Annotated in this window: 22 protein-coding genes and 1 riboswitch; of the genes, 8 read left to right on the top strand and 14 right to left on the bottom strand. The window is 68.5% G+C overall.

The genetic code is table 11. The annotated features are described in order from the left end of the window. Positions 1–62: 62 nt before the first annotated feature. Both E3O62_RS07435 and E3O62_RS07430 read right to left on the bottom strand, forming a co-directional pair. Positions 63–1,397: a DUF445 domain-containing protein gene (locus E3O62_RS07435; protein WP_241973365.1), complete on the bottom strand. Its 1,335-nt coding sequence runs from the start codon at positions 1,395–1,397 to the stop codon at positions 63–65. Positions 1,398–1,467: 70 nt separating this feature from the next. After that, a complete protein-coding gene (locus tag E3O62_RS07430) occupies positions 1,468–3,384 on the bottom strand; it encodes a primary-amine oxidase (RefSeq protein ID WP_134398030.1) in 1,917 nt (638 codons plus the stop codon). 136 nt (positions 3,385–3,520) lie between these two features. On the opposite strand from E3O62_RS07430, the gene E3O62_RS07425 reads away from it, so the two are divergent. From E3O62_RS07425 to E3O62_RS07410, 4 genes are all read left to right on the top strand, one after another. Next, positions 3,521–4,117 carry a TetR/AcrR family transcriptional regulator gene (locus E3O62_RS07425; RefSeq protein WP_134398029.1) on the top strand — a complete coding sequence of 199 codons (597 nt, stop codon included), beginning with the start codon at positions 3,521–3,523 and terminating at the stop codon, positions 4,115–4,117. 115 nt (positions 4,118–4,232) lie between these two features. Further along, positions 4,233–5,195, top strand: a complete 963-nt coding sequence (locus E3O62_RS07420; protein WP_241973376.1) for a helix-turn-helix domain-containing protein — start codon at positions 4,233–4,235, stop codon at positions 5,193–5,195. A 125-nt stretch (positions 5,196–5,320) separates the two neighbouring features. Next, positions 5,321–6,766, top strand: a complete 1,446-nt coding sequence (locus E3O62_RS07415) for an aldehyde dehydrogenase (RefSeq protein WP_134395057.1) — start codon at positions 5,321–5,323, stop codon at positions 6,764–6,766. A gap of 98 nt (positions 6,767–6,864) precedes the next feature. After that, positions 6,865–8,370, top strand: coding sequence for an APC family permease (locus tag E3O62_RS07410; protein ID WP_134398028.1), 1,506 nt, complete (start codon positions 6,865–6,867; stop codon positions 8,368–8,370). A gap of 31 nt (positions 8,371–8,401) precedes the next feature. On the opposite strand, the gene E3O62_RS07405 is transcribed toward E3O62_RS07410, so the two are convergent. Together E3O62_RS07405 and E3O62_RS07400 are read right to left on the bottom strand one after the other, a co-directional pair. Continuing rightward, positions 8,402–9,385 (bottom strand): aldose 1-epimerase family protein, encoded by a 984-nt coding sequence (locus E3O62_RS07405; protein WP_134398027.1) that lies wholly within the window; start codon positions 9,383–9,385, stop codon positions 8,402–8,404. Between the two features lie 9 nt (positions 9,386–9,394). Further along, complete coding sequence (locus tag E3O62_RS07400; protein ID WP_134395060.1) at positions 9,395–10,273, bottom strand: DeoR/GlpR family DNA-binding transcription regulator; 879 nt, start codon at positions 10,271–10,273, stop codon at positions 9,395–9,397. Between the two features lie 84 nt (positions 10,274–10,357). Between E3O62_RS07400 and galT the strand changes: the two genes are divergently transcribed. Further along, positions 10,358–11,572 (top strand): galactose-1-phosphate uridylyltransferase, encoded by a 1,215-nt coding sequence (gene galT, locus E3O62_RS07395; protein WP_134398026.1) that lies wholly within the window; start codon positions 10,358–10,360, stop codon positions 11,570–11,572. Then, positions 11,569–12,729 carry a galactokinase gene (gene galK / locus E3O62_RS07390; protein WP_134398025.1) on the top strand — a complete coding sequence of 387 codons (1,161 nt, stop codon included), beginning with the start codon at positions 11,569–11,571 and terminating at the stop codon, positions 12,727–12,729. Before galT ends, galK begins: the two co-directional genes overlap by 4 nt. A 178-nt stretch (positions 12,730–12,907) precedes the next feature. Here the strand turns inward: galK and E3O62_RS07385 are convergent, their stop codons facing one another. After that, positions 12,908–13,804 carry an ABC transporter substrate-binding protein gene (locus E3O62_RS07385; protein WP_134398024.1) on the bottom strand — a complete coding sequence of 299 codons (897 nt, stop codon included), beginning with the start codon at positions 13,802–13,804 and terminating at the stop codon, positions 12,908–12,910. A 198-nt stretch (positions 13,805–14,002) separates the two neighbouring features. Continuing rightward, positions 14,003–14,479 carry a YbaK/EbsC family protein gene (locus tag E3O62_RS07380; RefSeq protein WP_134398023.1) on the bottom strand — a complete coding sequence of 159 codons (477 nt, stop codon included), beginning with the start codon at positions 14,477–14,479 and terminating at the stop codon, positions 14,003–14,005. Between the two features lie 49 nt (positions 14,480–14,528). On the opposite strand from E3O62_RS07380, the gene E3O62_RS07375 reads away from it, so the two are divergent. Next, positions 14,529–15,077 (top strand): gamma carbonic anhydrase family protein, encoded by a 549-nt coding sequence (locus E3O62_RS07375; RefSeq protein ID WP_134395065.1) that lies wholly within the window; start codon positions 14,529–14,531, stop codon positions 15,075–15,077. A 42-nt stretch (positions 15,078–15,119) separates the two neighbouring features. Here E3O62_RS07375 and E3O62_RS07370 read toward each other — a convergent pair whose 3' ends face one another. The 8 genes from E3O62_RS07370 to E3O62_RS07335 form a co-directional block, all read right to left on the bottom strand. Continuing rightward, a complete protein-coding gene (locus E3O62_RS07370) occupies positions 15,120–16,004 on the bottom strand; it encodes a bifunctional methylenetetrahydrofolate dehydrogenase/methenyltetrahydrofolate cyclohydrolase (RefSeq protein WP_134398022.1) in 885 nt (294 codons plus the stop codon). 159 nt (positions 16,005–16,163) lie between these two features. Next, positions 16,164–17,462, bottom strand: coding sequence for a serine hydroxymethyltransferase (gene glyA / locus E3O62_RS07365; RefSeq protein WP_134398021.1), 1,299 nt, complete (start codon positions 17,460–17,462; stop codon positions 16,164–16,166). A 42-nt stretch (positions 17,463–17,504) separates the two neighbouring features. Beyond that, a riboswitch (ZMP/ZTP riboswitch) is annotated at positions 17,505–17,594 on the bottom strand. Positions 17,595–17,600: 6 nt separating this feature from the next. Continuing rightward, positions 17,601–17,939, bottom strand: a complete 339-nt coding sequence (mnhG, locus tag E3O62_RS07360; protein ID WP_134398020.1) for a monovalent cation/H(+) antiporter subunit G — start codon at positions 17,937–17,939, stop codon at positions 17,601–17,603. After that, positions 17,936–18,199 carry a monovalent cation/H+ antiporter complex subunit F gene (locus E3O62_RS07355; RefSeq protein WP_134395069.1) on the bottom strand — a complete coding sequence of 88 codons (264 nt, stop codon included), beginning with the start codon at positions 18,197–18,199 and terminating at the stop codon, positions 17,936–17,938. The genes mnhG and E3O62_RS07355 overlap by 4 nt, the downstream gene beginning before the upstream one ends. Beyond that, positions 18,199–18,825 (bottom strand): Na+/H+ antiporter subunit E, encoded by a 627-nt coding sequence (locus E3O62_RS07350; RefSeq protein ID WP_134398019.1) that lies wholly within the window; start codon positions 18,823–18,825, stop codon positions 18,199–18,201. The genes E3O62_RS07355 and E3O62_RS07350 overlap by 1 nt, the downstream gene beginning before the upstream one ends. After that, positions 18,822–20,381, bottom strand: coding sequence for a Na+/H+ antiporter subunit D (locus E3O62_RS07345; RefSeq protein ID WP_134398018.1), 1,560 nt, complete (start codon positions 20,379–20,381; stop codon positions 18,822–18,824). Before E3O62_RS07345 ends, E3O62_RS07350 begins: the two co-directional genes overlap by 4 nt. Continuing rightward, the gene (locus tag E3O62_RS07340) at positions 20,378–20,866 is read right to left on the bottom strand and encodes a sodium:proton antiporter (RefSeq protein ID WP_134398017.1); all 489 of its coding nucleotides are present in this window, start codon (positions 20,864–20,866) and stop codon (positions 20,378–20,380) included. The genes E3O62_RS07345 and E3O62_RS07340 overlap by 4 nt, the downstream gene beginning before the upstream one ends. Continuing rightward, complete coding sequence (locus tag E3O62_RS07335; protein ID WP_134398016.1) at positions 20,863–23,778, bottom strand: Na+/H+ antiporter subunit A; 2,916 nt, start codon at positions 23,776–23,778, stop codon at positions 20,863–20,865. The genes E3O62_RS07340 and E3O62_RS07335 overlap by 4 nt, the downstream gene beginning before the upstream one ends. Positions 23,779–23,897: 119 nt before the next feature. Between E3O62_RS07335 and E3O62_RS07330 the strand changes: the two genes are divergently transcribed. Next, positions 23,898–25,493: an amino acid permease gene (locus E3O62_RS07330; RefSeq protein ID WP_134398015.1), complete on the top strand. Its 1,596-nt coding sequence runs from the start codon at positions 23,898–23,900 to the stop codon at positions 25,491–25,493. Positions 25,494–25,547: the final 54 nt, after the last annotated feature.

The following is a 25,547-nucleotide window of genomic DNA, read 5'->3' as shown; positions in this document are numbered from 1 at the left end:
AAGGGTGTATCCAAGACCGGATTCCAAGTATCCCCCATTCGGGGCGGGAGTACAGGGCCGCGTTACACCAGTGCCACAACGGCCTGGGCGAGCGCGAAAATGACCAGGCCGGCGAGCGCGCCCACCACGGTGCCGTTGATGCGGATGAACTGGAGGTCCTTTCCGATCTGCAGTTCGATCTTCTCGGCCGTCTCGGCCGCGTCCCACCGCGCGACGGTTTCCGTGATCACCTCGGCGATCTCGTGCCGGTACCGGCGCACGATGTAGCTTGCACTGTCGGCCAGCCACCGGTCGATGCGGGCGCCGAGGGCCGGGTCGGTGGACAGCCTCCCGCCGACCTCCATGACGGTCGAGCGGATGCCCGTGCGCAACCCGCTCGAGGGGTCGTTCAGAGCCGCCGTCAGGGAGACCTTCGCGGCCTCCCAGGTTTTGCTCGCGAAATCGCGCAGCCGGGCGCTGTCGAGCAGGTCGAGCTTGAGCGCCTCCACCCGCTCGATCATCGCCGGCTCGTGCTGCAGGTCGTCGGTCACCTCGACGAGGTAACGATCGATGGCCTGGCGGAGCGGATGCGCGGCATCCGCACGCACGGTGGCCACGAAGGCGAGCACCTCCCGGTGCGCCTTGTCGTCGACCAGCTTGTCGACGAAACCGGGGAGCCAGGTCGGCAGACGCTGGGACACGGCCCGCCCGAAGGCCTCCGGATGCTCCAACAGCCAGCCCTCGGCCCGTTCCAGCAGCAGGTCGACGGCGGCGTGCTGCTGCCCCGATTCGACCAGCCGCGCCCCCACGTGCCCGATTGTCGGACCCCATTCCGGCTTCAGCAGGTTCTCGCGGGCCACGGTTTCGATCAGCTCCTGGATCGCGTCGTCGCTGAGCAGGTTGAGCAGGCCGGCGCCCGCCACCGCGACCTCGTCGGTGAGCCGACGCGCGTTCTCCTCCTGGGAGAGCCACGCGCCGAGCCGACGGGACGCACCCAGCGATTCGAGCTTGCCACGGATGACCGCCTCGGACAGGAAATTCGTCTCGACGAATTCACCCAGGCTGGCACCGATCTCGTCCTTGCGGCTAGCGATGATGTTCGTGTGCGGAATGCGCAGGCCGAGCGGGTACCGGAACAGGGCCGTCACGGCGAACCAGTCCGCTATGGCGCCGACCATGCCACCCTCGGCCGCGGCGCGCACGTACTGCAGCCACGGGTAGCTCTCCTGCAGCGCGAACGAGGTGGCGAACACCACCGCCATCAGGACGAGCAGGCCGATGGCGAGCCGCTTCATGCGGATCAGGGCCGTCAGGCGTACGGCGTCCGGCAGGCTCAGCGGCGGCCGGGCGGCGCCTGCCACCCGTGCTGCACGGGGTCCGGTCTCGGTCTGGTTGTTCTGCACCATCTTCTCGGCCATCCTCCCAGACTGCCGGATCGCGGCCGGGGAGGGAAACCCCGGCTCCCCTCGACCCCGGCGCGCCGAATACTCAGCAGTGGCAGTGTCCCTCTTCGACGGGCGTCGACGGCGGCACATCGAGCACCGGGCTGCGGTCGAAGAAGCCATCGGGCCTCAGCTTGAATCCGGCGGTGTCCACGGGCATGATCGGCCAGTCCTCGATGCGCGGATAGTGGGTGAGGCCGAACGTGTGCCAGAGCACGATGTCCTGGCCGTCGATGTCGCGGTCGGCTTCGATGTAGGCAGGCAGGCCGGCGCCGCCCGCGTGCTGATTGACGAAGTCGCCGGTCGGGTAGCGCTCGTCCTCGGCGTACCGGGTCACCCACAGGTCCTTGGTCGCGAAGGCCGCCCGGCGGGCCACGGACGAGTTCTCGTCGGCCAGCAGGGTCGGCTGGCCCTCCGGGTACAGCTTGTACCCGACCGGTTCACCAAGCCGGTTCAGCACGTTCGGGTTGGAGACGAGCCAGGTGCGCCCGCTGCGCATGTCGGCCTCGCGAACCCCTTCGGATTCCCGGGCCAGGAGGGTGCGCCGACGCGTGAAGGCGTTCCCGCGCTCGTTGCCCGGCCCCATCGGCACGCGCACGGCCTCCTCCTCCTCGACCCGGTTGGTGTTGCCGTCAAGGGCCATGTCCAGGCGGGCGCTGAACAGGTGCTGGTGGAACGGCGCACCCAGACCCGGGGCCAGCTCCGAGGCATACGGATAGTCCTTGCCGGGGTAGGCGCTGGTGAACACGACGCCGGTGGCCTTGGCCTCGAACTCGATCGTGCCGTCGAGGTAGAGGTACCAGTAGAAGCCGTAGTCGTAGTTGCCCACGGTCGTGAAGAAGGAAATCACCAGGCGCCGGTTGCGTCGGGTGTATTCGATGCCCGACCAGAGGTCGCTGTGTTTGGCGAGGATGCTCCAGTCCTCCTCGTGCATGCAGATGCCGTTCCGGATCGTGCGCGGGTTGCCGAAGCCATCCGTGATGACCGGGCTCAGATAGGTGATGTCGCCGAGGCAGTCGCAACCGAGTTCCAGCGAGTTGGCGTACTGGCCGACCAGGTACTCGCCCGTGTCGAAGTAGTTCTGCCAGGACCGCACGGGCGCAGGGTCCCCGTAGGGCACGACCATCTCCGCGATCGACGCCCGGTTGATCACAGACCGCCGGACTCCGTTGTCGTCAAAGCCGATGTTGTGCAGCACGACCCCTTCACGCACGTCGAAGCCCACATCCAGGCTCCACTTCTCCCACTCGACGTGGTTGCCGCCGGTCACGGTGAAGCTTGGACCCTCCGGCTGGGTGATCTCGATCGGCTTGAGCGTCTCACGCAGCGGCCCGGTCAACGCGGGATCGGTGTAGTTGCCGTGCTCGGCCGGGATCGGGACGACGCCGAAGTCGATCACCTGATCGACGGTCCTGCTGACGATGTCCACGTAGGCGACAAGGCCGTCGATGGGGTGCGCCCAGGCGCTGTCCTCGGGGAAGTCCTGTACGAAGGCGAGGCCGCGCAGGATGCGACGGCCCTTCTCCTCCGGGTATTCGAAGACCCCCGCTGACAGCGGCGCCACCCGCACGGTGGCCACGTCGAGGCCGCGGTCGGCCAGGGCCGTGAGCCAGCGTTCATCGTGGGTGAGCAGTTCCTCGACCGCGGCGAATTCCTCCTCGAGCACCGGGAGCTCTCCGGTCACCGCGGTGTCGAGCACGACCACGGACTCGACCGACTGCCGGGTGGCGGACACGGTCACGTCCCGGGGCGCGCTGCAACCCGACACGTCGTGCAGGAATACCCGGAACCGCCGGTCGCACTCCCCCGCGGCGCCGCGGGGCGGGTCGAGCAGGCCCAGATAGGCCACCCGGATGCTCTCATCGAGCAGGCCGGCATCGGCCAGAAGACTGCGCACCGAGAGGATCTCCTCCGCGGACGCGAGGGCGTACGCGGCGGTGACTGCGAGTGAAACGGAAGTCATGGTTACCCTTTCCGGGGCTGTGAGCGGCCGGATGGAGGCATCCATCCGCAATCTATTTTCTATAGTTGTAGAACCATAGGCGGTCGCTAAGCTCGCTGGCAAGGGCTTTTTTTGCCCGATGCAGCGGGAGGGCAGTATGCCGAAGGTTGTCGACCACGACCGGCGACGAGTGGAATTGGTCGAGGCGACCTGGCGGATCATCGCCCGCCACGGCATCGAAGGCGCGACCATGCGGGACATCGCCGCCGAGGCCGGCTTCGCCAACGGCGCCCTGAAACCGTATTTCCCGACCAAGGACGACCTCCTGGCCTTCGCGTTCAGCCACGTTTTCAGCCAGACGAGCCGGCGCATGACCGACGCCACCGTCGGCAGCTTCGGGCTGGGCGCTCTCCGGGCCTACTGCCTCGAAATCCTCCCGCTGGATGACATCCGGGTCAGCGAGGCCCGCATCGTCATCCCGTTCTGGCAGAAGGCGTTGACGAATGCCTCGAAAGCCGAGCTGCACGCGACTGCGATGTTGCAGTGGCGCGACACCATGTGCGGGCATCTCCGGGAAGCCAGGGCCGCCGCCGAGCTGCGCACTCCCATTCCGGACGAGGACCTCGCGGGACTCCTGATGAACCTCGTGCTCGGCGCCCAGATCACCGCCGTGCTCTCCCCGATCGAGAACTCCCCGGCCCGGCTCGTGGCGCAGCTGGATGCCTGCCTCCGGCTGATCGCCGAGGGACACTGAGCCTTCACCTTTTTTCGACAGACGTGGAAAAAAAAGTGACAAACGCTGCGTGCCTGGGCTAAATTACTGGAAATATGTGTACGCGTTCACGCTGGCAAAGGAGCTACCCGTGACCCTGACGACCGTAACCGTCCCGCCAAATCGGGTCTTCGACCCGGTGCAGTGCGCCCGGGCGGACACCTTCGCCGAGTGGCGCACACTGGTCTCCGACTCTTTCGTTCCGCTGGAGGTGCGTTCGGATGCGACGGAGTTCCAGGGGACGCTTCGTTCCCGCGTGCTCGATGAACTCTCGATCGTCGAGGTCACCGCCAACGGCCATCAGGTTCTGCGCACCCCCGCGCTCATCTCCCGGTCGGACCGGCACTATTTCAAACTCAATCTGCAGCTCTCCGGGCACGGCATCTTGATCCAGGACAACCGGGAAGCCCACCTGCGCCCCGGCGACCTCGCGGTCTACGACACGCACCGCCCCTACACTCTCGCGTTCGAGCAGAATTTCCGGACCCTGGTGCTGATGTTCCCCCACGAGGCCCTCGACCTGCCGGTCGAATCGGTCGGCCAGCTCACCGCACGAAGAATGGCCGGAGACGCGGGACTCGGCCGGATGATCAGCCCGTTCATGGTGCAGCTCGCCGAGAACCTCGAGGCCTTGTCCGGCACGACCGGACACCGCCTGGCCTACAACGCCGTCGACCTCGTCGCCACGATGTTCGAGAGCGAGTTGAGCATTCGCCGTGAACCCGTGGCCGGAACGCATGGGGACCTGCTCACCAGCATCCGTCAATACATCGAGGCCGAACTCGGCGACCCGGAGCTCTCCCCCGCCGGCATCGCCGCCGCGCATTTCATTTCCACCCGCCAGCTGCACAAGGTATTCCATGAGGCCGACACGACGGTGTCCAGCTGGATCCGCGCACGCCGGCTCGAACGGTGCCGTCGGGACCTGCGCGACCCCATCCTCACGGACCGGTCCGTCGGTGTCATCTCCGCGCGGTGGGGTTTACTCGACCCCGCGCACTTCAGCCGAATCTTCCGCACCGCTTTCGGCGAACCCCCCAGCACGTACCGGCGCGGCTGAGGGCCGCGGGAGAGCCGTCGCGCTCCGGCAAGTTCCGTTCGTTGAAAAACAAGTCCGCGGCCCGCTCGTCGGCGAGAGTCGTGACACTGGCTCCCACAGGCGGAGCCGCTCAACGAGGAGCCCCCATGACAACGAAGCTATTCATCAACGGCGAGTGGACCAGCGCGACGGGCGGATCGATCGCCACCCTGAACCCGGCGACCGAGGAGATCCTCGAGGAAGTCGGCTTCGCCAGCACGGTGGATGTCGACGCCGCCGTCGATGCCGCCCGCGCCGCCTTCAACGGCGCCGAATGGCGGGACCTGCTGCCGGTGACCCGGGCCCGCCTCCTGTTCCGGCTCGCCGACCTGATCGAGGCCCACGCCGACGAGCTCGCCGAGCTGGAGACCCGCGACCAGGGCCAGCCACTCGGCATCTCCCGCAACATCTCCGTGGCCGGGGCGGCCGAGCACTTCCGCTACTACGCCGGCTGGGTCACCAAGATCGAGGGGCGCACCTCCCCGATCTCGTTCCCGGACACGCACCACTACACCCGGCGCGAACCGATCGGGGTCTGCGCACTGATCACCCCCTGGAACTTTCCGTTGATGATCCTGGCCTGGAAGCTCGCCCCAGCCCTCGCCACCGGCAACACCGTGGTGATCAAACCGGCGGAGCAGACCCCGCTGACGGCGATCCGCCTGGTCGAGCTGGCCGCCGAGGCCGGTTTCCCGGCCGGCGTGGTGAACCTCGTCACGGGCGACGGCAGCACCGGCCAGGCCCTCGTGGACCACCCGCACGTCGACAAGGTCTCGTTCACCGGTTCCACCGCCGTCGGCCGCTCCATCGTGGCGGGCTCCGCCGCCTCGAACCTCAAGAAGATCACCCTCGAACTCGGGGGCAAGGCCCCCTCCATCATCACTGCGGACGCCGACATCGACGCGGCCGTCGGCGGCAACCTGGCGGGCGGCATGCTCAATTCCGGGCAGGTCTGCGCGGCCTACACGCGGTTCTATGTCAACAAGAAGCGCGAGGCCGAATTCGTCGAGAAAATGGCGGCCGGGGTCTCCGGCATGAAGCTTGGCGCCGGGATGGACCCCAGCACTCAGCTGGGTCCTCTGGTCTCTCGAAAACACCTCGACCACGTCGAACGGATGGTCACGGTCGGCCGTGCCGAGGGCGCGGAACTCGTGACCGGTGGCGCCCGGGCCGGCGAGGTCGGCTTCTTCTTCCAGCCGACGGTGTTCGCCGGTGTGCGCGACGACATGGCCATCGCGACCGACGAGGTCTTCGGGCCGGTGCTCTCGATCATGTCCTACGACGATGACGACGACCTGCAGGAGCTCATCAACCGGGCCAACGACACCGACTATGGGCTCGCTGCCACGGTCTGGACGAAGGACCTCGAGAAGGCACACCGACTGGCCAACGGCATCCGTGCCGGGGCGATCTTCGTGAACATGCCACCGGTGCCGGACATGGCCGCGCCGTGGGGCGGGTTCAAGACCAGCGGCTGGGGCAATGAGATGGGCCCGTATTCGATCGACGCGTACACGCAGGTCAAGGGCGTCTGGATGCACTACGGCAGCTAGCCGCACGGGTTTTTCGCGGCATCCGTTCATTTTCGCGCACTCGTCAACTCACGCACTCGTCAACTCACGCAATCGTCAACTCAATGAGGAGTAAACCCATGACGACCACTCGCAGTACCCCTCAGTCCGACTCCCAGACCACCCTGCGCACGGGACGCCTCGGTGTGATCGGCATCGTCTTCTTCGTGGTCGCGGCGGCCGCGCCGCTCGTGGGCATGACCGGCGCGGTCCCGGTCGCGATCGTTCTCGGTAACGGCGCGGCCGCCCCGGGCGCCTACCTCGTGGTGGGCATCACCCTGCTGCTGTTCAGCGTCGGCTATGCCGCGATGAGCCAGCGCGTCACCAATGCCGGTGCCTTCTCCGCCTACATCGGCCGAGGCCTCGGTCGCCACCTCGGCAGCGCGTCGGCCTTCGTCTCGATCCTCGCCTACCTCGCCATCCAGCTGGCGATCTACGGGTTCTTCGGCGGCCTGCTCGGTGCCCAGGTCGGCCTGCTCCCCTGGTGGGCGTGGGCGCTGCTGGCCTGGGCAACCGTCACGCTGCTCTCGCTGCTGAGCGTGGACGTCGGCGCCAAGGTGCTCGGCGTGCTGATGCTGCTCGAACTCCTGGCACTGGTCGTCACCTCGGTCGCCATCCTGGCCGACGGCGGGCCGGAGGGCCTGAACTTCTGGGTTTCGTTCAACCCGGCCGCGATCCTCGCCGGCGGGCTGGCCGGCTCGGCGGGCATCGCGTTCGCCTTCGCGTTCGCGTCCTTCATCGGCTTCGAGGCCACCGCGATCTACGGCGAGGAATCCAAGGATCCGAAGACGGTGGTCCCCCGCGCCACCTACCTGGCGGTCGGAGTGATCACGGCGCTGTTCGCGCTGACGGCGTTCGCCATGGTCACGGGAATGGGTGCATCCTCGGTCGTCGAGAAGACCGTGGAGCTGTCGAGTCTCGACGGGGTTCCCCTGGCCGACCCGGCCGCGGTGCTCTTCTCCCTCGCGACCCAGTACGTGGCCCCGTGGATGGCCACCGTGATGGGCGTCCTGGTGGTCTCGAGCCTGTTCGCCGGACTGCTGGCCTTCCAGAACGCGGCCAGCCGGTACCTCTTCGCCCTCGGCCGCGGCGGCGCGCTGCCCGCGCCGCTCAGCCACGTCAACGGTCGCGGCGCCCCGAGCACCGCCTCCCTCGCCACGTCGGTCCTCACAGGTCTCGTCATCGTGACCTTCGCCGTCTTCGGGCTCGACCCGGTGCTCAACATGTTCTACTGGTTCAGCGGCCTCGCCGTGGTTGCGATCGTGCTGATCGAGATCCTCGTCTGCATCGCGGTGATCGCGTTCTTCCGCCGCAATGCGGGCAGCGAGAACGTGGTCCAGACCATCATCGCCCCGGTGCTGGCCACCATCGGTCTGGTCCTCGGCGAGTACCTGCTGATGAGCCGCTTCGGGCTCCTCGCCGGCACGGTGGCCGAGGGCGTGGACCCGACGATGTCCTCGTGGGGCCTGAGCCCGATCGGCTGGGTACTGGTGTCCCTGCCCTTCGTGCTCCTGCTCGTCGGCTACCTGCACTCGCTCTGGTCTCACACCGAGAACGAGGCTCTGGTCAAGGACGTCCTCTCGTAGCCGGCAAGCCGTGAGACGGGGTGATGCCGGGTCAGAGGCGGAAACCCTGGTGACGGATGCCCCAGCGCACAGACCAGGACTCCCCCGGTTCGACCCAGCGCAGCCCCGCGCCCGAATTGAAGGCATTCGCAGGGGCGGTCATCGGCTCGATCGCCACCGCCAGTCCCAGAAACGGGCCGTCCGGCCCCGGGAAGGGGAAGTTGCGCGGCGTGAAGACCTGAACGTTGCGGATGTTCCGGTCGCCCCAGATCGTGACGCTGCGGCCGTCGGGCGCGGTCAACGAGGCTACGCTGGGGGTCCCGGATTCCTCGCCGGTCACGTCGGACCGCACCTCGGGAGCCTCAGGGCCCACCCCGCCGAAGCCGTCGTCGAGGTCGACGTCGCCCACCCGGCACCCCGCGCGCAGGTCGAACCGGGTGCCGACGACGGAAGATTCCCCGACGGGGTTCTGCCGGTCGTCGACGTCGACATGGGTACGCGCCGCGATCGTGAGCACGAGGTCCTCGGTGGGAACGCCGCCGATCTTCGGGTACGGATGCGCGCCGATCGCGACCGGGGCCGCGTCAGGGCCCACGTTCCGCACCGTGTGGGTGACCGCAAGACCGTCGTCGGTGAGCGCATACCGCACGGTCGTGTCGAGCAGGAACGGGTATCCGGCCTGCGGGAAGACCGTGGCGGCCAGAGTGACCGCCCTCGGGCTGCGGTCGAGCATACGGTAGGACGAATACCGAAGCAGGCCGTGGATGGCGTTGTGCTGTTCCGGCTCGGTGAGCGGCAGCCGCTGCGCGACGCCCTGGTGCTGCCAGAGGCCGTCCCGGATACGGTTGGGCCACGGCATCAGCACGATGCCGGCGCCCCACGGCGGGGTGGCCTCTGCCGCGAACGGCTCGACGAGGTCTATGCCGTCCACGGAATACAGCCGGAGGCCGGCGGCCACCTCGGTGACGATCGCCAGCGCAGGCCCACTCGGCGTGGCTGCCCTCAATTCATACTGGAAACCCGTTGCAGCGCGCATAGTGTCAGCCTACTCCGGCTGCAGAACGGTCAGGCCGGCCTCGCGGAGGGGTGCCAGCCTGACCTCGTCGGCCGCGGCATCCGTCACCAGGGTGTCGAACGCTCGCAGCGGGCCGACCTGCCCGAGGTGCACCTGGCCGAGCTTGGAGGCGTCGGCCACGACGACCGCCCGGGTCGCGGCGGCCAGCATGAGCGTTTTGACCCCAGCCTCGGGGAGGTTGATGTTCGTGACCCCATAGCCTGCATCGACGCCGTTGCAGCCGATGAAAGCCAAATCGGCGTGAACCTGACTGAGTACCGTCCGTGCGAGCGGCTCGACCAGGGAGTGCTGCAGCGGGCGAAGCGAACCACCCGTGACGATCACGGTGAACCGCGGGATGGCCGGTTCGAGGGCGAGGGCGATGCTGAGCCCGTTCGTGATGATGACGACATCGGTCAGATCGGTGCGGGCCAGCAGCGCGTGGGCGAGGGAGAGGGTGGTCGTGCCGACGTCGAGGAGGATGCTCTGCCCGCTCGTGACGAGGGCCGCGGCGAGCACGCCGATCTGCTGCTTGGGCAGCACGGATGACGCGAGGGCCTCCTCGAAGGAGAACTCCCGCAGCGGGCGGCCGCTGGGTGGCGCGGCCGGAACCGCCCCGCCGTGCACGCGCTGCACGGTCCCGGCGGACTCAAGCACGTCGAGGTCGGCCCGCGCCGTGACGCCGGACACTCCGAACGCCTCGCGCAACTCGCGCACTCGTACGAAACCGCGCTCCCCGACGAGGCGCTGGATCTGCTCCCGCCGCTGGTGGGCCGGGAGCGTGTCGCGGTCGCCGGGCCCGTCGCTCACGCCGATGAGGTCGGTCGTGGCGGCCGATTGGGTCGATTCGGTCGATTCACGAGAAGCCATGCCTAATCTTCGCTTAGTTTACTTTTGTTATCAACCTGAAAGATCTGGTTTCACATGTGCAAATCAGATATTGTTGCTTTCGCCATGAACACACCAGAATTCGTAGCCGACACCGGCATCATCCGTCACCGCCACACCCTCGCCGATGGTCGCGACCTCATCTACTTCGATGACCCGCAGACCACCCTGCCGCCGGATCGGGCGGCCGACCTGCGCGAACTCGACCCGCGCCCGGCCACCGCGCGGATGCGCCAGGACCCGCTCAGCGGCGAATGGGTCTCGATCGCCGCCGCCCGCCAGAACCGCGTGTTCCTGCCGCCCGCGCACCTGGACCCGCTCGCCCCGTCGACGCCGGGGAACCCGTCCGAGGTGCCCAGCAACTACGACGTGGCCGTGTTCGAGAACAAGTCGCCCTCGTTCGGGCCCCTCCTCACCGACGCCGACGCCCCCGCCGGACTCGACGACCTGAACACCATCGGACTGAACCGCGTCCGCACCTCGGTCGGCCGCTGCGAGGTCGTCTGCTTCAGCCCCGAGAACGAGGGGTCGTTCGCGAGCCTGTCGGTCGTGCGCGCCCGCACGGTGATCGAGGCCTGGGCCGAACGCACGTACGCCCTGTCACAGCTACCCGGCGTGGAACAGGTCTTCCCGTTTGAAAACCGCGGTGAGGAGATCGGCGTCACGCTGCGCCACCCGCACGGCCAGATCTACTCCTACCCCTACGTCACGCCGCGCACCCAGCGCGTGATCGCCTCCCTCGACCAGTACGGATCAAACCTGTTCGCGGATATCCTCGCCAGCGAGCAGGCCGGGGGCCGGGTCATTCTGACCGGCGAGCACTGGACCGCCTTCGTGCCGTTCGCAGCCCGCTGGCCCATCGAGGTGCACATGCTGCCGCACCGGCACGTGCCCGACTTCGCGGCGACCAGTCTGGCTGAGCGCGATGAGCTCGCCGTTCTCTACCGGCGGCTGTTGCGCGGCATCGATGCCCTCTACGACACCCCGACGCCGTACATCGCGGCCTGGCACCAGGCCCCGGTCTCGGTGCGCCGCGACGAGATCCGGCTGATGCTGCAGGTGACGAGTCCTCGCCGGGCCGCCGACAAGCTGAAGTTCCTGGCCGGGTCGGAGGCCGCCATGGGCGCCTGGATCGGGGACGTCACGCCCGAGCAGGCGGCCGACAACATTCGCCGCGCGGTCGAACGCTCCGCCGAGACGGACGCGACCAAAGCGGCGGCCGGCGCCGCGACGTCCGTTTCCGCTATCAGCACCGCACTCGAAGGGCAGGCCCACGCATGACCGATCTCATCCAGACCGTGACGGATGGCTTCACGAGCCGCTTCGACGCGGCCCCGGCCGGACTCTGGTCGGCCCCCGGCCGCGTCAACCTGATCGGCGAGCACACCGACTACAACGACGGGTTCGTGTTTCCCTTCGCGATCAACCGGCGCACGCTCGTCGGGCTCGGCCTGCGCGGCGACCGCCAGCTGCGGGTGGCGAGCTCGTTCGCCGCGGAAACCGTGGAGCTCTCCCTCGACGACCTGACTCCGGAGAACCTGGCCGGCTGGTCGGCGTATCCGCTCGGCGTGGCCTGGGCCCTCGGCCAGTTCGGCGCCGACCTGGCCACCCTGACCGGTTTTGACGTGTTCATCGACTCTGACGTGCCGATCGGGGCCGGACTGTCGTCGTCCGCCGCGATCGAGAGTGCGGTTGCCGTGGCCCTGAACGACCTCTGGCAGCTCGGACTCGACCGGCGCGTGCTCGCCCGGGTGGGCCAGCTGGCCGAGAACCGGGCCGTCGGGGCTCCCACCGGCATCATGGACCAGTCCGCGTCCCTACTGGGCGAGGCCGACTCCGCCGTCTTCCTGGACTGCCGCACCCTCGAGGCCGAGGTGATCCCGCTCGGCTTCGACGGGGCCGGCCTCGACCTGCTGATCATCGACACGCGGGTGAGCCACGCCCACTCGACCGGCGGGTATGCCTCGCGCCGGGCATCCTGCGAACTGGGTGCACGGATGCTGGGGGTCCCCTCCCTGCGCGACCTCACCGTGGACGACCTCGGCCGGGCCGCCGACGTGCTCGACGACGAGACGTTCCGACGGGTGCGGCACGTGGTCACCGAGAACCAGCGCGTGCAGGACACCGTGCGCACCCTGCGCGAGCAGGGACCGACCGCGATCGGCGCCCTCCTGGACGCCTCGCACCTGTCAATGCGAGACGACTTCGAGATTTCCGTGCCCGAACTCGACCTCGCCGTGGAGATCGCGCGCGGCACCGGGGCGATCGGCGCCCGGATGACCGGCGGCGGCTTCGGCGGCGCCGCCATCGCCCTTACCCCGCGCGCCCTGATCCCCGCGGTCACGGCGGCGGTCACGGCCGCGTTCGCAGCCCGGGGCTTCGCGGTCCCGGACCTGTTCGTGGTGCGCGCGGCCGACGGGGCGGTACGGGAGCAGTAACGCAGCGGGGACTCGCCCAACGTGGCTAATTCAGGAGAAGTCGTGCCGCCGCCCGTACGCATCCGCAGACCTGTGCGGGTGCGGAGGAGGTTCGGCGGGGATCTCCTGAGTTAGCCACGCAGGCGACGGCCGAAATCGCTGCCCGGGGTCGAGGCGGCGCGCAGAGGCGGCGAGGTGCCTAGCCCCTCGCGCCGGCGTTGAGGGTGATCGTGTCGAGACCGCCGTCGACGACCCCCCAGTCGTCCAGAATCTCCTCGTAGGTGCCGTCGTCGACCAGCGACTGCAGCGCGGCCTGCACGGCCTCGGCCATCCCGGAGTCCTTCTGCACGGCCATACCGTATGGTGCCGCCTCAAACGTCTCTCCCGCGGTCTGCAGCTTGCCCGTCAACTGAGCGATCCCGTAGAGGGTGACCGGGGAGTCGGCGCTGAAGGCGTCGGCCTGGCCCAGCGCGACGGCATTCGCCGCGGCATCCTGCGTGTCGAGGGGGACCTTCTGGATCGGCGGTTTACCCGCGGCGACGCAGGCGTCACTCTTCGCCGGGATCTCGACGGTGTCCTGGTAGGTGGTGGACTGCACGGCGACCTTGAGGCCGCACGCATCGTCGGGGTCGACGGTCGTGCCCGTGGGCGAGGCCCACTGGATGCCGGCGAGGTAGTAGTTCACGAAATCGACCTGCTTTTCGCGCTCCGCCGTGTCGGTGAAGGACGACATGCCGACGTCGATCTTGCCGCCGGCGACATTCGGGATGATGTTCTCGAATTTAGCCACCGTGTACTGGGCCTCGAGCCCGAGCTTGGCGGCGACCGCATCACTCAGGTCGATCGCCCAGCCGATCGGTTCACCGGCGTCGTTTTTGAACTCGTTCGGCGCGTAATTCGGGCTGGTGCCGAAGACGAGCTTGCCCGGGGTCGCGGTCGTTTCCGGGAGGAGCGCGGCGGCCTCCTCGTCGGTGGTCACCACCTCGGCCGCGGATCCCTCCGTGACGCCAGTCGTCGGAGTGGAGTTGTCCACGCAAGCGGTAAGCAGGAGGGCGGCCACTGCGGCCAGGGCCGGAAGAGCATGTCGAGCGCGCATTGAGCATCCTTTGTGAATTTTTCGTCATCGAAGTGATCAGAGGTGCAACTCTGCCGAGTCTATGTTCGGTACCGGTCGCGCCCGGGACGTGCCGGGCATCCGTCGCCGTACGCCGCCGAACTGTGACTTCGCCCACCGGCGAGGGAGCCATCCTCCCGGTCGGCGGTGCGCACGTGGCGGAGATGAGGCCGCCGAGATCTAAGGCGCGACGGCGGTGGGCTCGCCGCCGGTGATTCGCACGAGTTCGTCGAACGTGGTCGGGAACACGGTGTGTGCGTGGCCCGCAGCCGCCCAGACGACCGGGAATTCGGCGAGGGCGTCGTCGACCAGGGTGCGCAGTGGCGACGGATGTCCCAGCGGCGCGACCCCGCCGATCACCTGACCGGTGGCCCGCCTGACGACATCCTTCGAGGCACGTCCGATCGTGCCGCCCAGCCGGTCCCCCAGCCACACCGCATCGACCCGGTGAGCCCCCGAGGTGAGCACGAGCAACGGCTCACCATCGAGGGTGAAAACGAGCGAATTCGCGATGGCGCCGCGCGAAATGCCGAGCGCCTCCGCGGCGGCGGCCGCGGTTGTCGCCGCCTCGTCGAACCAGCGAATTTCCGGGTCCAGGCCGTGGGCGCGGAGAGCCTCCCGAACCCGGTCGACGGACGGATGCGCGAAATTGACCATGCCGAAATCCTAGAGCCTGCACGCGAAGCAGCCCGATAGGCTGACGCGTATGACTGCCGACAGCGCCGCCCGCATCATCACCCTGCCCGACCGACCCGGACCGGTCGTGGCCGAGACCGCCTACGTCGCCCCGGGCGCCGTGGTCGTCGGCAACGTCACCCTGGCCGAACACGCCAGCGTCTGGTACAACGCCGTGCTGCGCGCCGAGGCGGAACCCATCCGGATCGGCCCCGGCTCCAACCTGCAGGACAACGTCTCCTGCCACGTGGACCACGGATTCCCGCTGATCGTCGGCCGGAATGTGTCCGTCGGGCACGGGGCAGTGCTGCACGGCTGCACGGTCGAGGACGGCTCGCTGATCGGCATGATGGCGACGGTGCTGAACGGCGCCGTCGTCGGTTCCGGGTCGCTCGTCGCCGCCGGGGCTGTCGTGCTCGAGGGCACCGTCATCCCGCCGAGGTCGCTGGTCGCCGGCGTTCCCGCCAAGGTGCGGCGGCCCCTGACGGATGAGGAGGTGGCCGGCCTCGGCCACAACGCAGAGGAGTACCTGCGTCACTGCGCCCTGCACGCCTCGGTGACGGCGCTGCCGCAGCGCTGAGTCGGCCCGCCTCACGTTCGCGGCGCAGGCCGTGGCGCCCGGCTACCTGCTGAGCGACAGCTCGGCTGCCTTCACCACGTTGCACAGCAGCATGGCGCGGGTCATCGGGCCGACGCCGCGCGGATTCGGGGACAGGAAGCCGGCGACGTTCGCGACATCCGGGTGCACGTCACCGGTCAGGGTGCCCTTGCCGGTGACCGGGTCGGTCACCCGGGTGATGCCCACGTCGAGCACGGCGGCGCCGGGCTTCACCCAGTCCGCCTGAATCAGGTGCGGCACGCCGACGGCGGCCACGACGATGTCGGCGCGCCGAACCTCGCCGGGCAGGTCGACCGTGCGGGAGTGCGTCAGGGTGACGGTGGCATCCAGACCCTTGCGGGTGAACAGCAGTCCGAGCGGGCGCCCGACGGTGAGGCCGCGCCCGACGACGACGACGCGCTGGCCGACGATCGGCACGTCGTAACGGCGCAGCAGCTCGACGATGCCGGCCGGGGTACAGGGCAGCGGCGAGTCCAGCTCGCCCTCGATGCCGAGCACCAATCGGCCGAGGTTCGTCGGGTGCAGGCCGTCGGCATCCTTCGACGGATCGATCAGTTCGAGCATGGCGTTGTCGTTGTGGCCGACCGGCAGCGGCAGCTGAATAATGTAGCCGGTCACCTCGCGGGCGGAGTTCAGGTCGGCGATGGCGGCACGCACATCAGCGCTGGTCGCCGACGCGGGCAGGTCGACCCGGATCGATTCGATGCCGACCTCGGCGCAGTCGCGGTGCTTGCCCGCGACATACGAGCGCGAGCCCGGGTCATCGCCGACCAGGAGCGTGCCGAGCCCGGGCACGATCCCGTGCGCGCGCAGCTCCGCGATCCGGTCGATGAGCTCGGTCTTGACCACGGACGCGGTCGTGACACCGTCGAGGGTTATTGCCGTCATTGTGGATCCATTCAGTCGGAGGTTCTGACGTTTGCAGGCGTTCAGGCGCTCAGGCGCTCAGGCGCCGGAGTCACGTGCGAATCACACGCCGTACGCCAGGGTGCGGAGCCTGCGGGGTGTTGGCACCCGGGCCGCGGGCGGCCGGGTGCGCGGCGGGCGTTACTGCTGCAGGCCGGGGTACAGCGGGAAGGCCTCGGTGAGCACCTTGACGCGGGCGCGGAGGCCCTTGATGTCGGCGTCGGGCTTGAGCGCCTCGGCGATGACGTCGGCGACGACCGTGAACTCCTCGTCGCCGAAGCCACGGGTGGCCAGGGCAGGGGTTCCGATGCGCAGGCCGCTAGTGACCATCGGAGGGCGCGGGTCGAACGGCACCGAGTTGCGGTTGACCGTGATGCCGACCGCGTGCAGGGCGTCCTCGGCCTGCTGGCCGTTGATCGGCGAGTTGCGGAGGTCCGCGAGCACGAGGTGCACGTCGGTGCCGCCGGTGAGCACGTCGACGCCGCCGGCGCGCGAGTCATCCGCCATCAGACGGTCGGCGAGGATGCTGGCACCGCGCAGGGTGCGCTCCTGACGTTCCTTGAACTCGGGCTCGGCCGCGAGCTTGAACGCGGTCGCCTTGGCGGCGATCACGTGCATCAGCGGGCCGCCCTGCTGGCCGGGGAACACGTTGGAGTTGAGCTTCTTCGCGAGCGCCGTGTCGCGCGAGAGGATCAGACCGGACCGGGGACCGGCGAGGGTCTTGTGCACCGTGGTGGACACGACATCCGCGTAGGGAACCGGGGACGGGTGCAGGCCCGCGGCGACGAGTCCGGCGAAATGCGCCATGTCGACCCAGAGCATGGCGCCGACCTCGTCGGCGATGCTGCGGAACGCCTCGAAGTCGAGGTGGCGGGGGTAGGCGGACCAGCCGGCAATGATGACCCGGGGGCGGGACTCGAGCGCCTTCTCACGCACGACGTCCATGTCGACGAGGAACGTTGTCGGGTCGACGCCATAGGCGACGGGGTTGTAGAGCTTGCCGGAGAAGTTGAGCTTCATGCCGTGGGTGAGGTGGCCGCCGTGGGCCAGTTCCAGCCCGAGGATGGTGTCGCCGGGCGTCGCGATGGCCGACAGCACGGCGGCGTTCGCGGTGGCGCCGGAGTGGGGCTGCACATTGGCGTAGGCGGCGCCGAAGAGGGACTTGGCCCGGTCGATGGCGAGCTGCTCGGCGACGTCCACGTACTCGCAGCCGCCGTAGTAACGGCGTCCCGGGTAGCCCTCGGCGTACTTGTTGGTGAGCACCGAGCCCTGCGACTGCAGCACTGCACGCGGCACGAAGTTCTCGCTGGCGATCATTTCGAGGTAGTCGCGCTGGCGTCCGAGCTCCTGCTCGAGGACGGCGGCGATCTCGGGGTCGACGACCTCAAGAGGATCGTTGAACGTGGACCGCAGAACGGTGGATGGCACGGAATCGGGCACGGGAATCTCCTCAGACTTTGTGATTACGACGTGATGATCAATCGTCGTGGCCCAGGCGTGCGGTCACTAACCGTGTCAGTCGCTCCCCGATGGTGACCCATCTTTCGTGCTACGCCAGTCGCGACAGGGTCGATCTTATCAGTCGGGCCGGGTGCCCAGCTCATCGATTATGAGCACGTCGACGCGCACATGGTGCGTGTCATAGGCGGCCCGGCCCACCATGTGCGCGGCCACCGGGGCGGTCAACGCCTGGAACACGACGATCGCGATGACGAGGGTGACGGTGCCCACGGTGAAGTTGTTCAGGGCCACATCGGCCGTGATCGCCATCAGCCCGAAGATCTGCGGCTTGGTGGCGGCGTGCAGCCGCGACAACACGTCGGGGAAACGGATGACGCCGATCCCGGCCGCGAGGCACATCACGGCCCCGGCGAGCACCAGAACCGCCGAGATCACGTCTTGCAGTTCGTCGCTCATTCGCTGTCCTCCACGGGAAGGAAGCGTGCGACGCTGAGCGACCCGAGCACCGCGAAGAGGGCGAGAACGAGCAGCACCGGCAGCGTGTCGGTGTGCCGGTTGAACGCCATCTCAGCGCCCATCGCGCAGATCACGGTCGCGACCAGGACATCCGAGGCGATGACCCGGTCCAGCACGGTCGGGCCGCGCACGATTCGGAGGAGGGCGCACAGGGCGCCGGCCCCGAACAGCACCCCGGCAATAACGGCGACGATGTGCATCAGGCGGTTCCTCCCCGCTTTCGTTTCTCGTGCGCATGCTGGTCGCGTGCGCGTTGGTCTTGCTCGCTCCGGTCCTCGCCGCGGACCCGGCGGAGACGTTCCACGTCTTCCGGGGACCCGAGGGCCATCACGATCCGGCGTTCCTCGTCCAGGACGCCGTTCCGGAACCGTTCCACCTGGTCCGGCCGATGCACGTTGAGCACGTGCAGGTACAGGGTCGACCGCACCCGGTCCACATCGACCACGATCGCGCCGGGCACGATGGACGTCGACACCCCGGTCAGCGTCAGGATGAAATCGCTGCGGGTGCGCAGGTGCACGGCGACGATGGCGTTGCTGGGCGTGTAGCGCGGGGAGAGCGCGAGGACGGCCACCTGCAGCGAACCACGCACGATGTCGAAGCCGAGCCGGACCAGGAAGATGAGCGTGTACCAGAGGTTCAGGCGCAGACCGAGTTCCACCGCGGGCAGGTAGAAGCCCACGGAGACGATGGCGGCCAGCAACATTCCGGTGAGCAGGTTGAGCCAGGAAAAGGAGCCCCAGAGCAGCATCCACAGCAGCACGAGCCCCAGGAAGAGAGGCACCTGATTCGCGAACGTGGCGAGGCGCTGCTTCGGGGTGCTCATGGCGTGCCGTTCGGGAAGACGGCGTCGATGTAGGTGGCGGGGGTCTCGATGTTGGCGGCCGCGCGGGTGGTGAGTGCGAAAACCGGCCCGGCGAACACGGTGAGCGAGACGGTCAGCAGCAGCAGCGCGGTCGTCGCGGCGGTCATCAGCGGCGAGATGGTACGGGTCGTGACCGCGCCCTCGTCGTCGGGATCCTCGAGGAGTGCATCGAGCATCGGCGACTCGTAGTCCTCGACCTCGCCTGCCCCGCGCCAGAAGGCGATGTTCCAGACCCGGGCCAGGGCGTAAAGCGTGAGCAGCGAGGTGGCGGCTCCGGCGCCCATCAGGATGTACGTCACCGGTTCGGCGATGTCCGCGCCGGCCTGGAAGAGGGCGATCTTGCCGAGGAAACCGGAGAACGGCGGGATGCCGCCGAGGTTGAGCGCCCCCACGAAGAACAGGAAGGCCACGAACGGCGCCGCTTTCAGCAGCCCGCCCAGCCGTGCCAGCGAGGTGGTGCCGCCCACCCGCTCGATCAGCCCCGCGCAGAGGAAGAGGGTCGTCTGCACCGTGATGTGGTGCACGACGTAGAAGATGGTGGCCGCGATCGCCAGGGGCGTGCCCATCGCGATGCCGAAGATCATGTAGCCGATGTGGCTCACCAGAGTGAACGACAGCAGTCTCTTGATGTCCGCCTGCGCGAGCGCCCCGAGGATGCCCACGATCATGGTCAGGAACGCCACCACCATCAACGGCACCGACAGCACGCTGTCGGGGAAGAGCAGGGTCTGCGTGCGGATGATCGCGTAGATGCCGACCTTCGTGAGCAGACCCGCGAACACCGCCGTGACCGGGGCCGGAGCGGTGGGATACGAGTCGGGCAACCAGAACGACAGCGGGAAAACCGCGGCCTTCACGCAGAAGGCGAGCAGGAGCAGCAAGTTGAGGATCAGCTGCACGTCGGGCGGGAGGTCCGCCACCCGGTCGGCGATCAGCGCCATGGTCACGGTGCCCGTGGCGCCATAGATCAGGGCGATCGCACTGAGGAACAGGATGGAGGAGACCAGGCTCACCACGATGTAGGTGACGCCGACGCGGATGCGCGCACCCGTGCCACCGAGCGTCAACAGCACGTAGCTGGCCGAGAGCAGCATCTCGAAGCCGACGTAGAGGTTGAACAGGTCCCCCGCGATGAACGCGTTGAACAGCCCGGCCGCCAGCACAAGGTAGGTGGGGTGGAAGATCGACACCGGTGTTTCCCGGTCACCGTCCACGATGCCCTGCCCGACGGCGAACAGGAGCACACCGAGCAGCATCAGCGCCGAGACCAGGAGCATGATCGCCGCGAGACGGTCGACGACGAGCACGATGCCCCACGGGGCATCCCAGCCGCCCACGTGCACGACGGCGGGGCCGGTCTGATCGACCTGCACCAGCAGGACGGCGCCGATAATCGCCACCAGCGTCAGGGCGATCACGCTGACCACGATCTGCTGAGGGCGACGGCGGCCGAAGGCGAGGGTCAGAGCGCTTCCGAGCAGCGGGACCGTGACAACCAGAGGAACGAGGAGATTCATAGCTTCATCCCCTTGCCCGGCGCGTCGGCAGGGGCATCGAGCTCGCTCTCGCGCTCGCTCGCGTCGAGGTCTTCCTGGCTGGCTGCCTCGTCCTCGGTGACCGAGCGGAAGGACTTCTCCGTGCCTGCCACAGTCTCGGTCGCATGCTCGTCGGTGACCGTGTCACCCTCGTCGCCCAGCCGGGCCAGCCACCAGGACCGGTAGATGAGCGCGAGGATCAGCGCCGTGATACCGAAGTTGATCACGATGGCGGTGAGCATGAGCACCTGCGGCACCGGGTCGGCCATCGCGGCGTCGGCGGCCGTTCCGGTGACGATGGGCGAGTTGCCCGGGCGGCCGCTCATGATGAAGATCAACAGGTTCGTCGCGTTGCCCACCAGCAGGAATCCGATCAGCACCCGGGTGAGGCTGCGCTCCAACATCACGTAGACCCCGGCGGCGTACATGACCGCCATCACGATCACGAGGGTGAGGGAGGCGCTCATGCCGAGGCCTCCGCACCCTGCTGCGACTGCGAGCGGGGCTCGGTCTCGCCGGCTTCCTGCTGGCGGTCGACCTCGCTGCCGAGGCTGCGCAGGATGTCCAGCACCAGACCGACCACGACCAGGTACACGCCGACGTCGAAGATCGTCGAGGTGCCGAAGGACAGGGGACCGAGCACGGGCACCGTGGTTTCGAAGTAGGCGGATTCCAACGCGATGCCGCTGAAGAAGAGGGAGACCACGGCCATCCCGACCGCCAGCACGATGCCGAGCCCGAGGATCTTGCCGGGGTGGACGGGCACCGCCTCGCCCAGTTCGTAGCGGCCTCCCGCGAGGTAGCGGGAGACGAGGGCCAGGCCGGCGATCAGTCCGGCGGCGAAACCGCCGCCGGGCGCGTTGTGCCCGGCGATCAGCAGGTATACCGAGACGATCATGGCCGGGTGAAAGAGCAGGCGAACCAACACCTCGAGCATGATCGAGCGGTCCTTCTCGGCGACCGTGCGACCGGCCAGGAGCCAGGACTGGCGGGTGACGGCATGCCCCTCGGAGGGCGCGGCCGGGTCGGCGACCACCGTGCGCCGGTGCGGCAGAGACCGGAGCTTCCGCGATTCGCGCAGCCGCGGCACGACCGTGTTGCGGCCCGAGACGAACAGCAGGCTGGCGACGCCGGTGGCCACCACGATCAGCACGGAGATCTCGCCCATCGTGTCCCAGGCACGGATGTCCACGAGCATCACGTTCACGATGTTGCGTCCGTGCCCCTCCTCGATCGCGAGTCGCGGCAGCTCCGCGGCGATGCTCGGGGCCTGCCGAGCGCCGAGCGCGATCACACCGATGGTGCCCATAACGGCGCCCACCAGCACGCCGATCACCGCGCGCCGCCGCGGGTGAATGGGCCGGTTGCGCTGGGCGATCTTCTGGGGCAGCCGACGCAGCACCAGCACGAAGACGACGATGGTGATGGTTTCCACGAGCGCCTGGGTCAGGGCCAGATCGGGGGCGCCGTGGAACGCGAACAGAGCGACCAGGCCGTAGCCGGTGACTCCGGCCAGCAGCACGGCGGTGATCCGCTCGCCGACTTGCGCGGCCATCACCGCGGCGATGCCCATGGTGAGGGCGATCGCCACCTGGCCGGGGTAGTCCCAGAGCACGACCTGGTCCGGCCAGCTGCGGTTCACGAAGGCCGCGAACCCGAGCGCCAGCACGAAGACGACGAGGATGGTGGACAGGTACTGCGGCAGTCCGCCGATCTGGGCGAAATGGGTGATGCGCGCCGCGGCCCGGTCGATGCCGCGCACGGTGTAGCCGTAGCCCTGGCCGGCGTCGACGTAGGCCGGCACGGTGCCCTGCAACCGGGCCACGCCTCGCCGCTTCCAGAACAGTGCGAGGCCGAGAACGACCACCGCGGCGCTCAGGGCGAGCGCCGGTTCGAAGCCGTGCCAGAGCGCGAGGTGGTAGTCGCCGTCGCCGGGCACGGTGTCGGCATAGGAGGCCAGCACGGGGTCGAGCAGGAAGACGAGTGGGCCGAGCAGGAGGGTGGCCACGGCCAGCAGCCCCGGCGCCAGCTGGAAGTCCCAGCGGGCGGGGTGCAGCGCGGTGTCCGCGAGGGTCACCCGGGTTCCGAAGGCACCCCAGAAGAAGCGGGCGCTGTAGGCGACCGTCAGCACCGAGCCGAGCACGGTGCCGATCAGGGCGACCCAGCCCCATCCGTCGCCGGCCAGTGCGGCTTCCAGGAACGCCGTGAACACGGCTTCCTTCGCGACGAAGCCGAGTAGCGGCGGGATGCCCGCCATGGAGGCAACCGACACCAGGGCGATCGCGGCCAGCACGGGCGCGTTGCGCCCCACGCCGGAGAGCTGCCGCCAGTCGCGGGCGCCGGCGCGGTGGTCGATGATGCCCACGGTCAGGAACAGCGCCGACTTGTAGAGGGCGTGCGCGAGGAGCAGCGCGACCCCGGCGAGCGCCGCGTCCCGGGTGCCGAAGCCGACGACGACCATCAGGAACCCGAGCTGGCTGACCGTGCCGTAGGCGAGCACCAGCTTGAGGTCGTACTGGCGCAGCGAACGCCACGCACCGACCAGCATGGTGCCGACGCCGAGGGTGACGAGCACCGGCATCCAGCCCGGCGTGTCGGCGTAGCCCGGTGCGAGACGGGCGACCAGGTAGAGGCCGGCCTTGACCATCGCCGCCGCGTGCAGGTAGGCGCTGACCGGGGTCGGCGCCGCCATCGCGGCCGGGAGCCAGAAGTGGAAGGGCAGGAGCGCGGACTTCGACAGCGCGCCGACCAGGATGAGCAGCACCGCCCAGGTGGCAGCCGGGCCGGTGACGGGGTCGGCGACGATGGCGGCGAGCGACGTGGTTCCGGCCTCCACCGCGAGGATGACGACCCCGACCAGCATCACCAGCCCGCCGAACGTGGTCACCAGCAACGCCTGCAGGGCGGCCCCGCGGCTCGCCCGCTTGAACGTGTAGTGCCCGATCAGAATATAGGAGAGCACGCTCGTGATCTCCCAGAAGATGAACATGACGACGATGTCATCGGATGTCACCAGTCCATACATCGCGCCGGCGAATGCCAGCAGGACCGCCGCGAAACGTCCGAGCGCCGGTTCGCCGGCGTTGAAGTAGCGGGCGCAGTAGACGAGCACGAGGGCGCCGACCCCGGTCACGACGAGGGCGAGCAGCCAGGCGAGGGTGTCGACGCGGAACGAGAGCGAGATACCCAACGCGGGAATCCACGGGACGCTCTCGGTGATCGCTGCGCCGGTCGACACGGCCCGGGTCTGAGAGAGGGTGTAGCCGAAGGCGGTCGCGGGGAGCAAAGCGATGACGTAGAAAACGCGCGTCGAGATCCACCGCGTGAGGATCGGGGTGAGCGCGGACAGGGCAGCGAAAGTCAGGAGGATCGTCGCCATGCGGCCTCCCGGCTCTCGTGAAGTCCGAATGTCGAAGACAGTCTACCGGAGGCCGTGGACGCCAGCCCCGTCCGGGGGCCGCTAGGGTTGGCCAAAACCCGTTAATCGTAAAGAGCCCCATGACGCGTGCAAGCCGGGGGACTCAACTCCCCCATAAACCAGACCACCCCGAGTACCACGGTCGGGGCGTGGAGACGCCGTTCGAGCACATCTCGGATGCCCTCAACGTGCACGAGGACGAGGGTCTGCACAAGGGCCTCAAGGCCCGACAGGTGCAAATGATCGCCATCGGCGGGGCCATCGGCACCGGCCTGTTCCTCGGGGCAGGCGGACGCCTGGCCACCGCCGGGCCCTCGCTCGTCTTCGTGTACGCGATCTGCGGTTTCTTTGCGTTCCTGATCCTGCGCGCGCTCGGCGAACTCGTGCTGCACCGCCCCTCGTCGGGCTCGTTCGTCTCCTACGCCCGCGAGTTCTTCGGCGAGAAGACGGCGTTCGTCACCGGTTGGCTGTACTGGCTGAACTGGGTGATGACCGCGATCGTCGACGTCACGGCCGTGGCGCTGTACATGAACTTCTTCGCCAAGTACTGGGCCCCCTTCGGCGACGTGCCGCAGTGGCTGTACGCCTTCGCTGCCCTTGCCGTCGTCCTCTCCCTGAACCTCCTGTCGGTGAGCGTGTTCGGCGAACTCGAATTCTGGTTCGCCCTGATCAAGGTGCTTGCCATCGTGGCCTTCCTGCTGGTCGGCACCTGGATGGTCATCTTCGGCACTCCGATCCCCGGCCAGGAGGCGGGCTTCAGCCTGATCGGGGACAACGGGGGCTGGCTGCCGAACGGGCTGATCGCATCCGTTCTCGTGGTGCAGGGCGTCGTCTTCGCCTACGCCTCGATCGAACTGGTCGGCACGACCGCCGGGGAGACCGAGAACCCGGAGAAGGTGATGCCGAAGGCGATCAACACCGTCATCATCCGCATCGCCGTGTTCTACGTGGGCTCGATCCTGCTCCTGTCGCTGCTGCTGCCGTACACCACGTACAAGGCCGGCGAAAGCCCGTTCGTCACGTTTTTCGGCACCATCGGTGTCGGTGGCGTCGACGTGATCATGAACCTGGTCGTGCTCACGGCCGCCCTGTCCTCGCTCAACGCGGGCCTGTACTCGACCGGGCGCATCCTGCGGTCGATGGCGCTGGCAGGGTCGGCGCCGCGCTTTGCCGGCAAGGTGAGCCGGACCGGCGTGCCGTTCGGCGGCATCCTGCTCACCGGCGTGGTCACCCTGCTCGGCGTCGGCCTGAACGCCGTCGTGCCCGACAAGGCCTTTGAGATCGTGCTCAACATGGCCGCCATCGGCATCATCAGCGCCTGGGGCATGATCGTGCTCTGCCAGCTGCGCCTGCACGCCTGGTCGAAGCTCGGCATCCTGCAGCGACCAGCGTTCCGGATGTTCGGGGCTCCGTATACGGGGTACGCCAGCCTGGCCTTCCTGGTCGCCGTGCTCGTGCTGATGGCCTTCGACTGGCCGGTCGGCACGCTCACCATCAGCTCACTCGTGATCATCATCCCGCTCCTGATCGTGGGCTGGTACGCCTGCCGCGGCCGTATTCTCGAGATCGCCGCCGCCCGTGAGGGTTTCACCGGCCAGGTGCCGATCCTCCCCAGCCGCCCGCTGTCGGACCAGCTGCTGGGCGCCGATCAGAAAGACGCCGACCACCAGCAGTAGCCGCCACGCCACCGATCTCCGTTTCCCCGTGTCGAGAGGCGGGGCGGCTAGCAT

Source organism: Cryobacterium sp. TMT2-15-1, assembly GCF_004402345.1.
In the GTDB taxonomy this organism is placed as follows: domain Bacteria; phylum Actinomycetota; class Actinomycetes; order Actinomycetales; family Microbacteriaceae; genus Cryobacterium; species Cryobacterium sandaracinum.
This window is presented reverse-complemented; position numbering and strand designations above follow the sequence as displayed.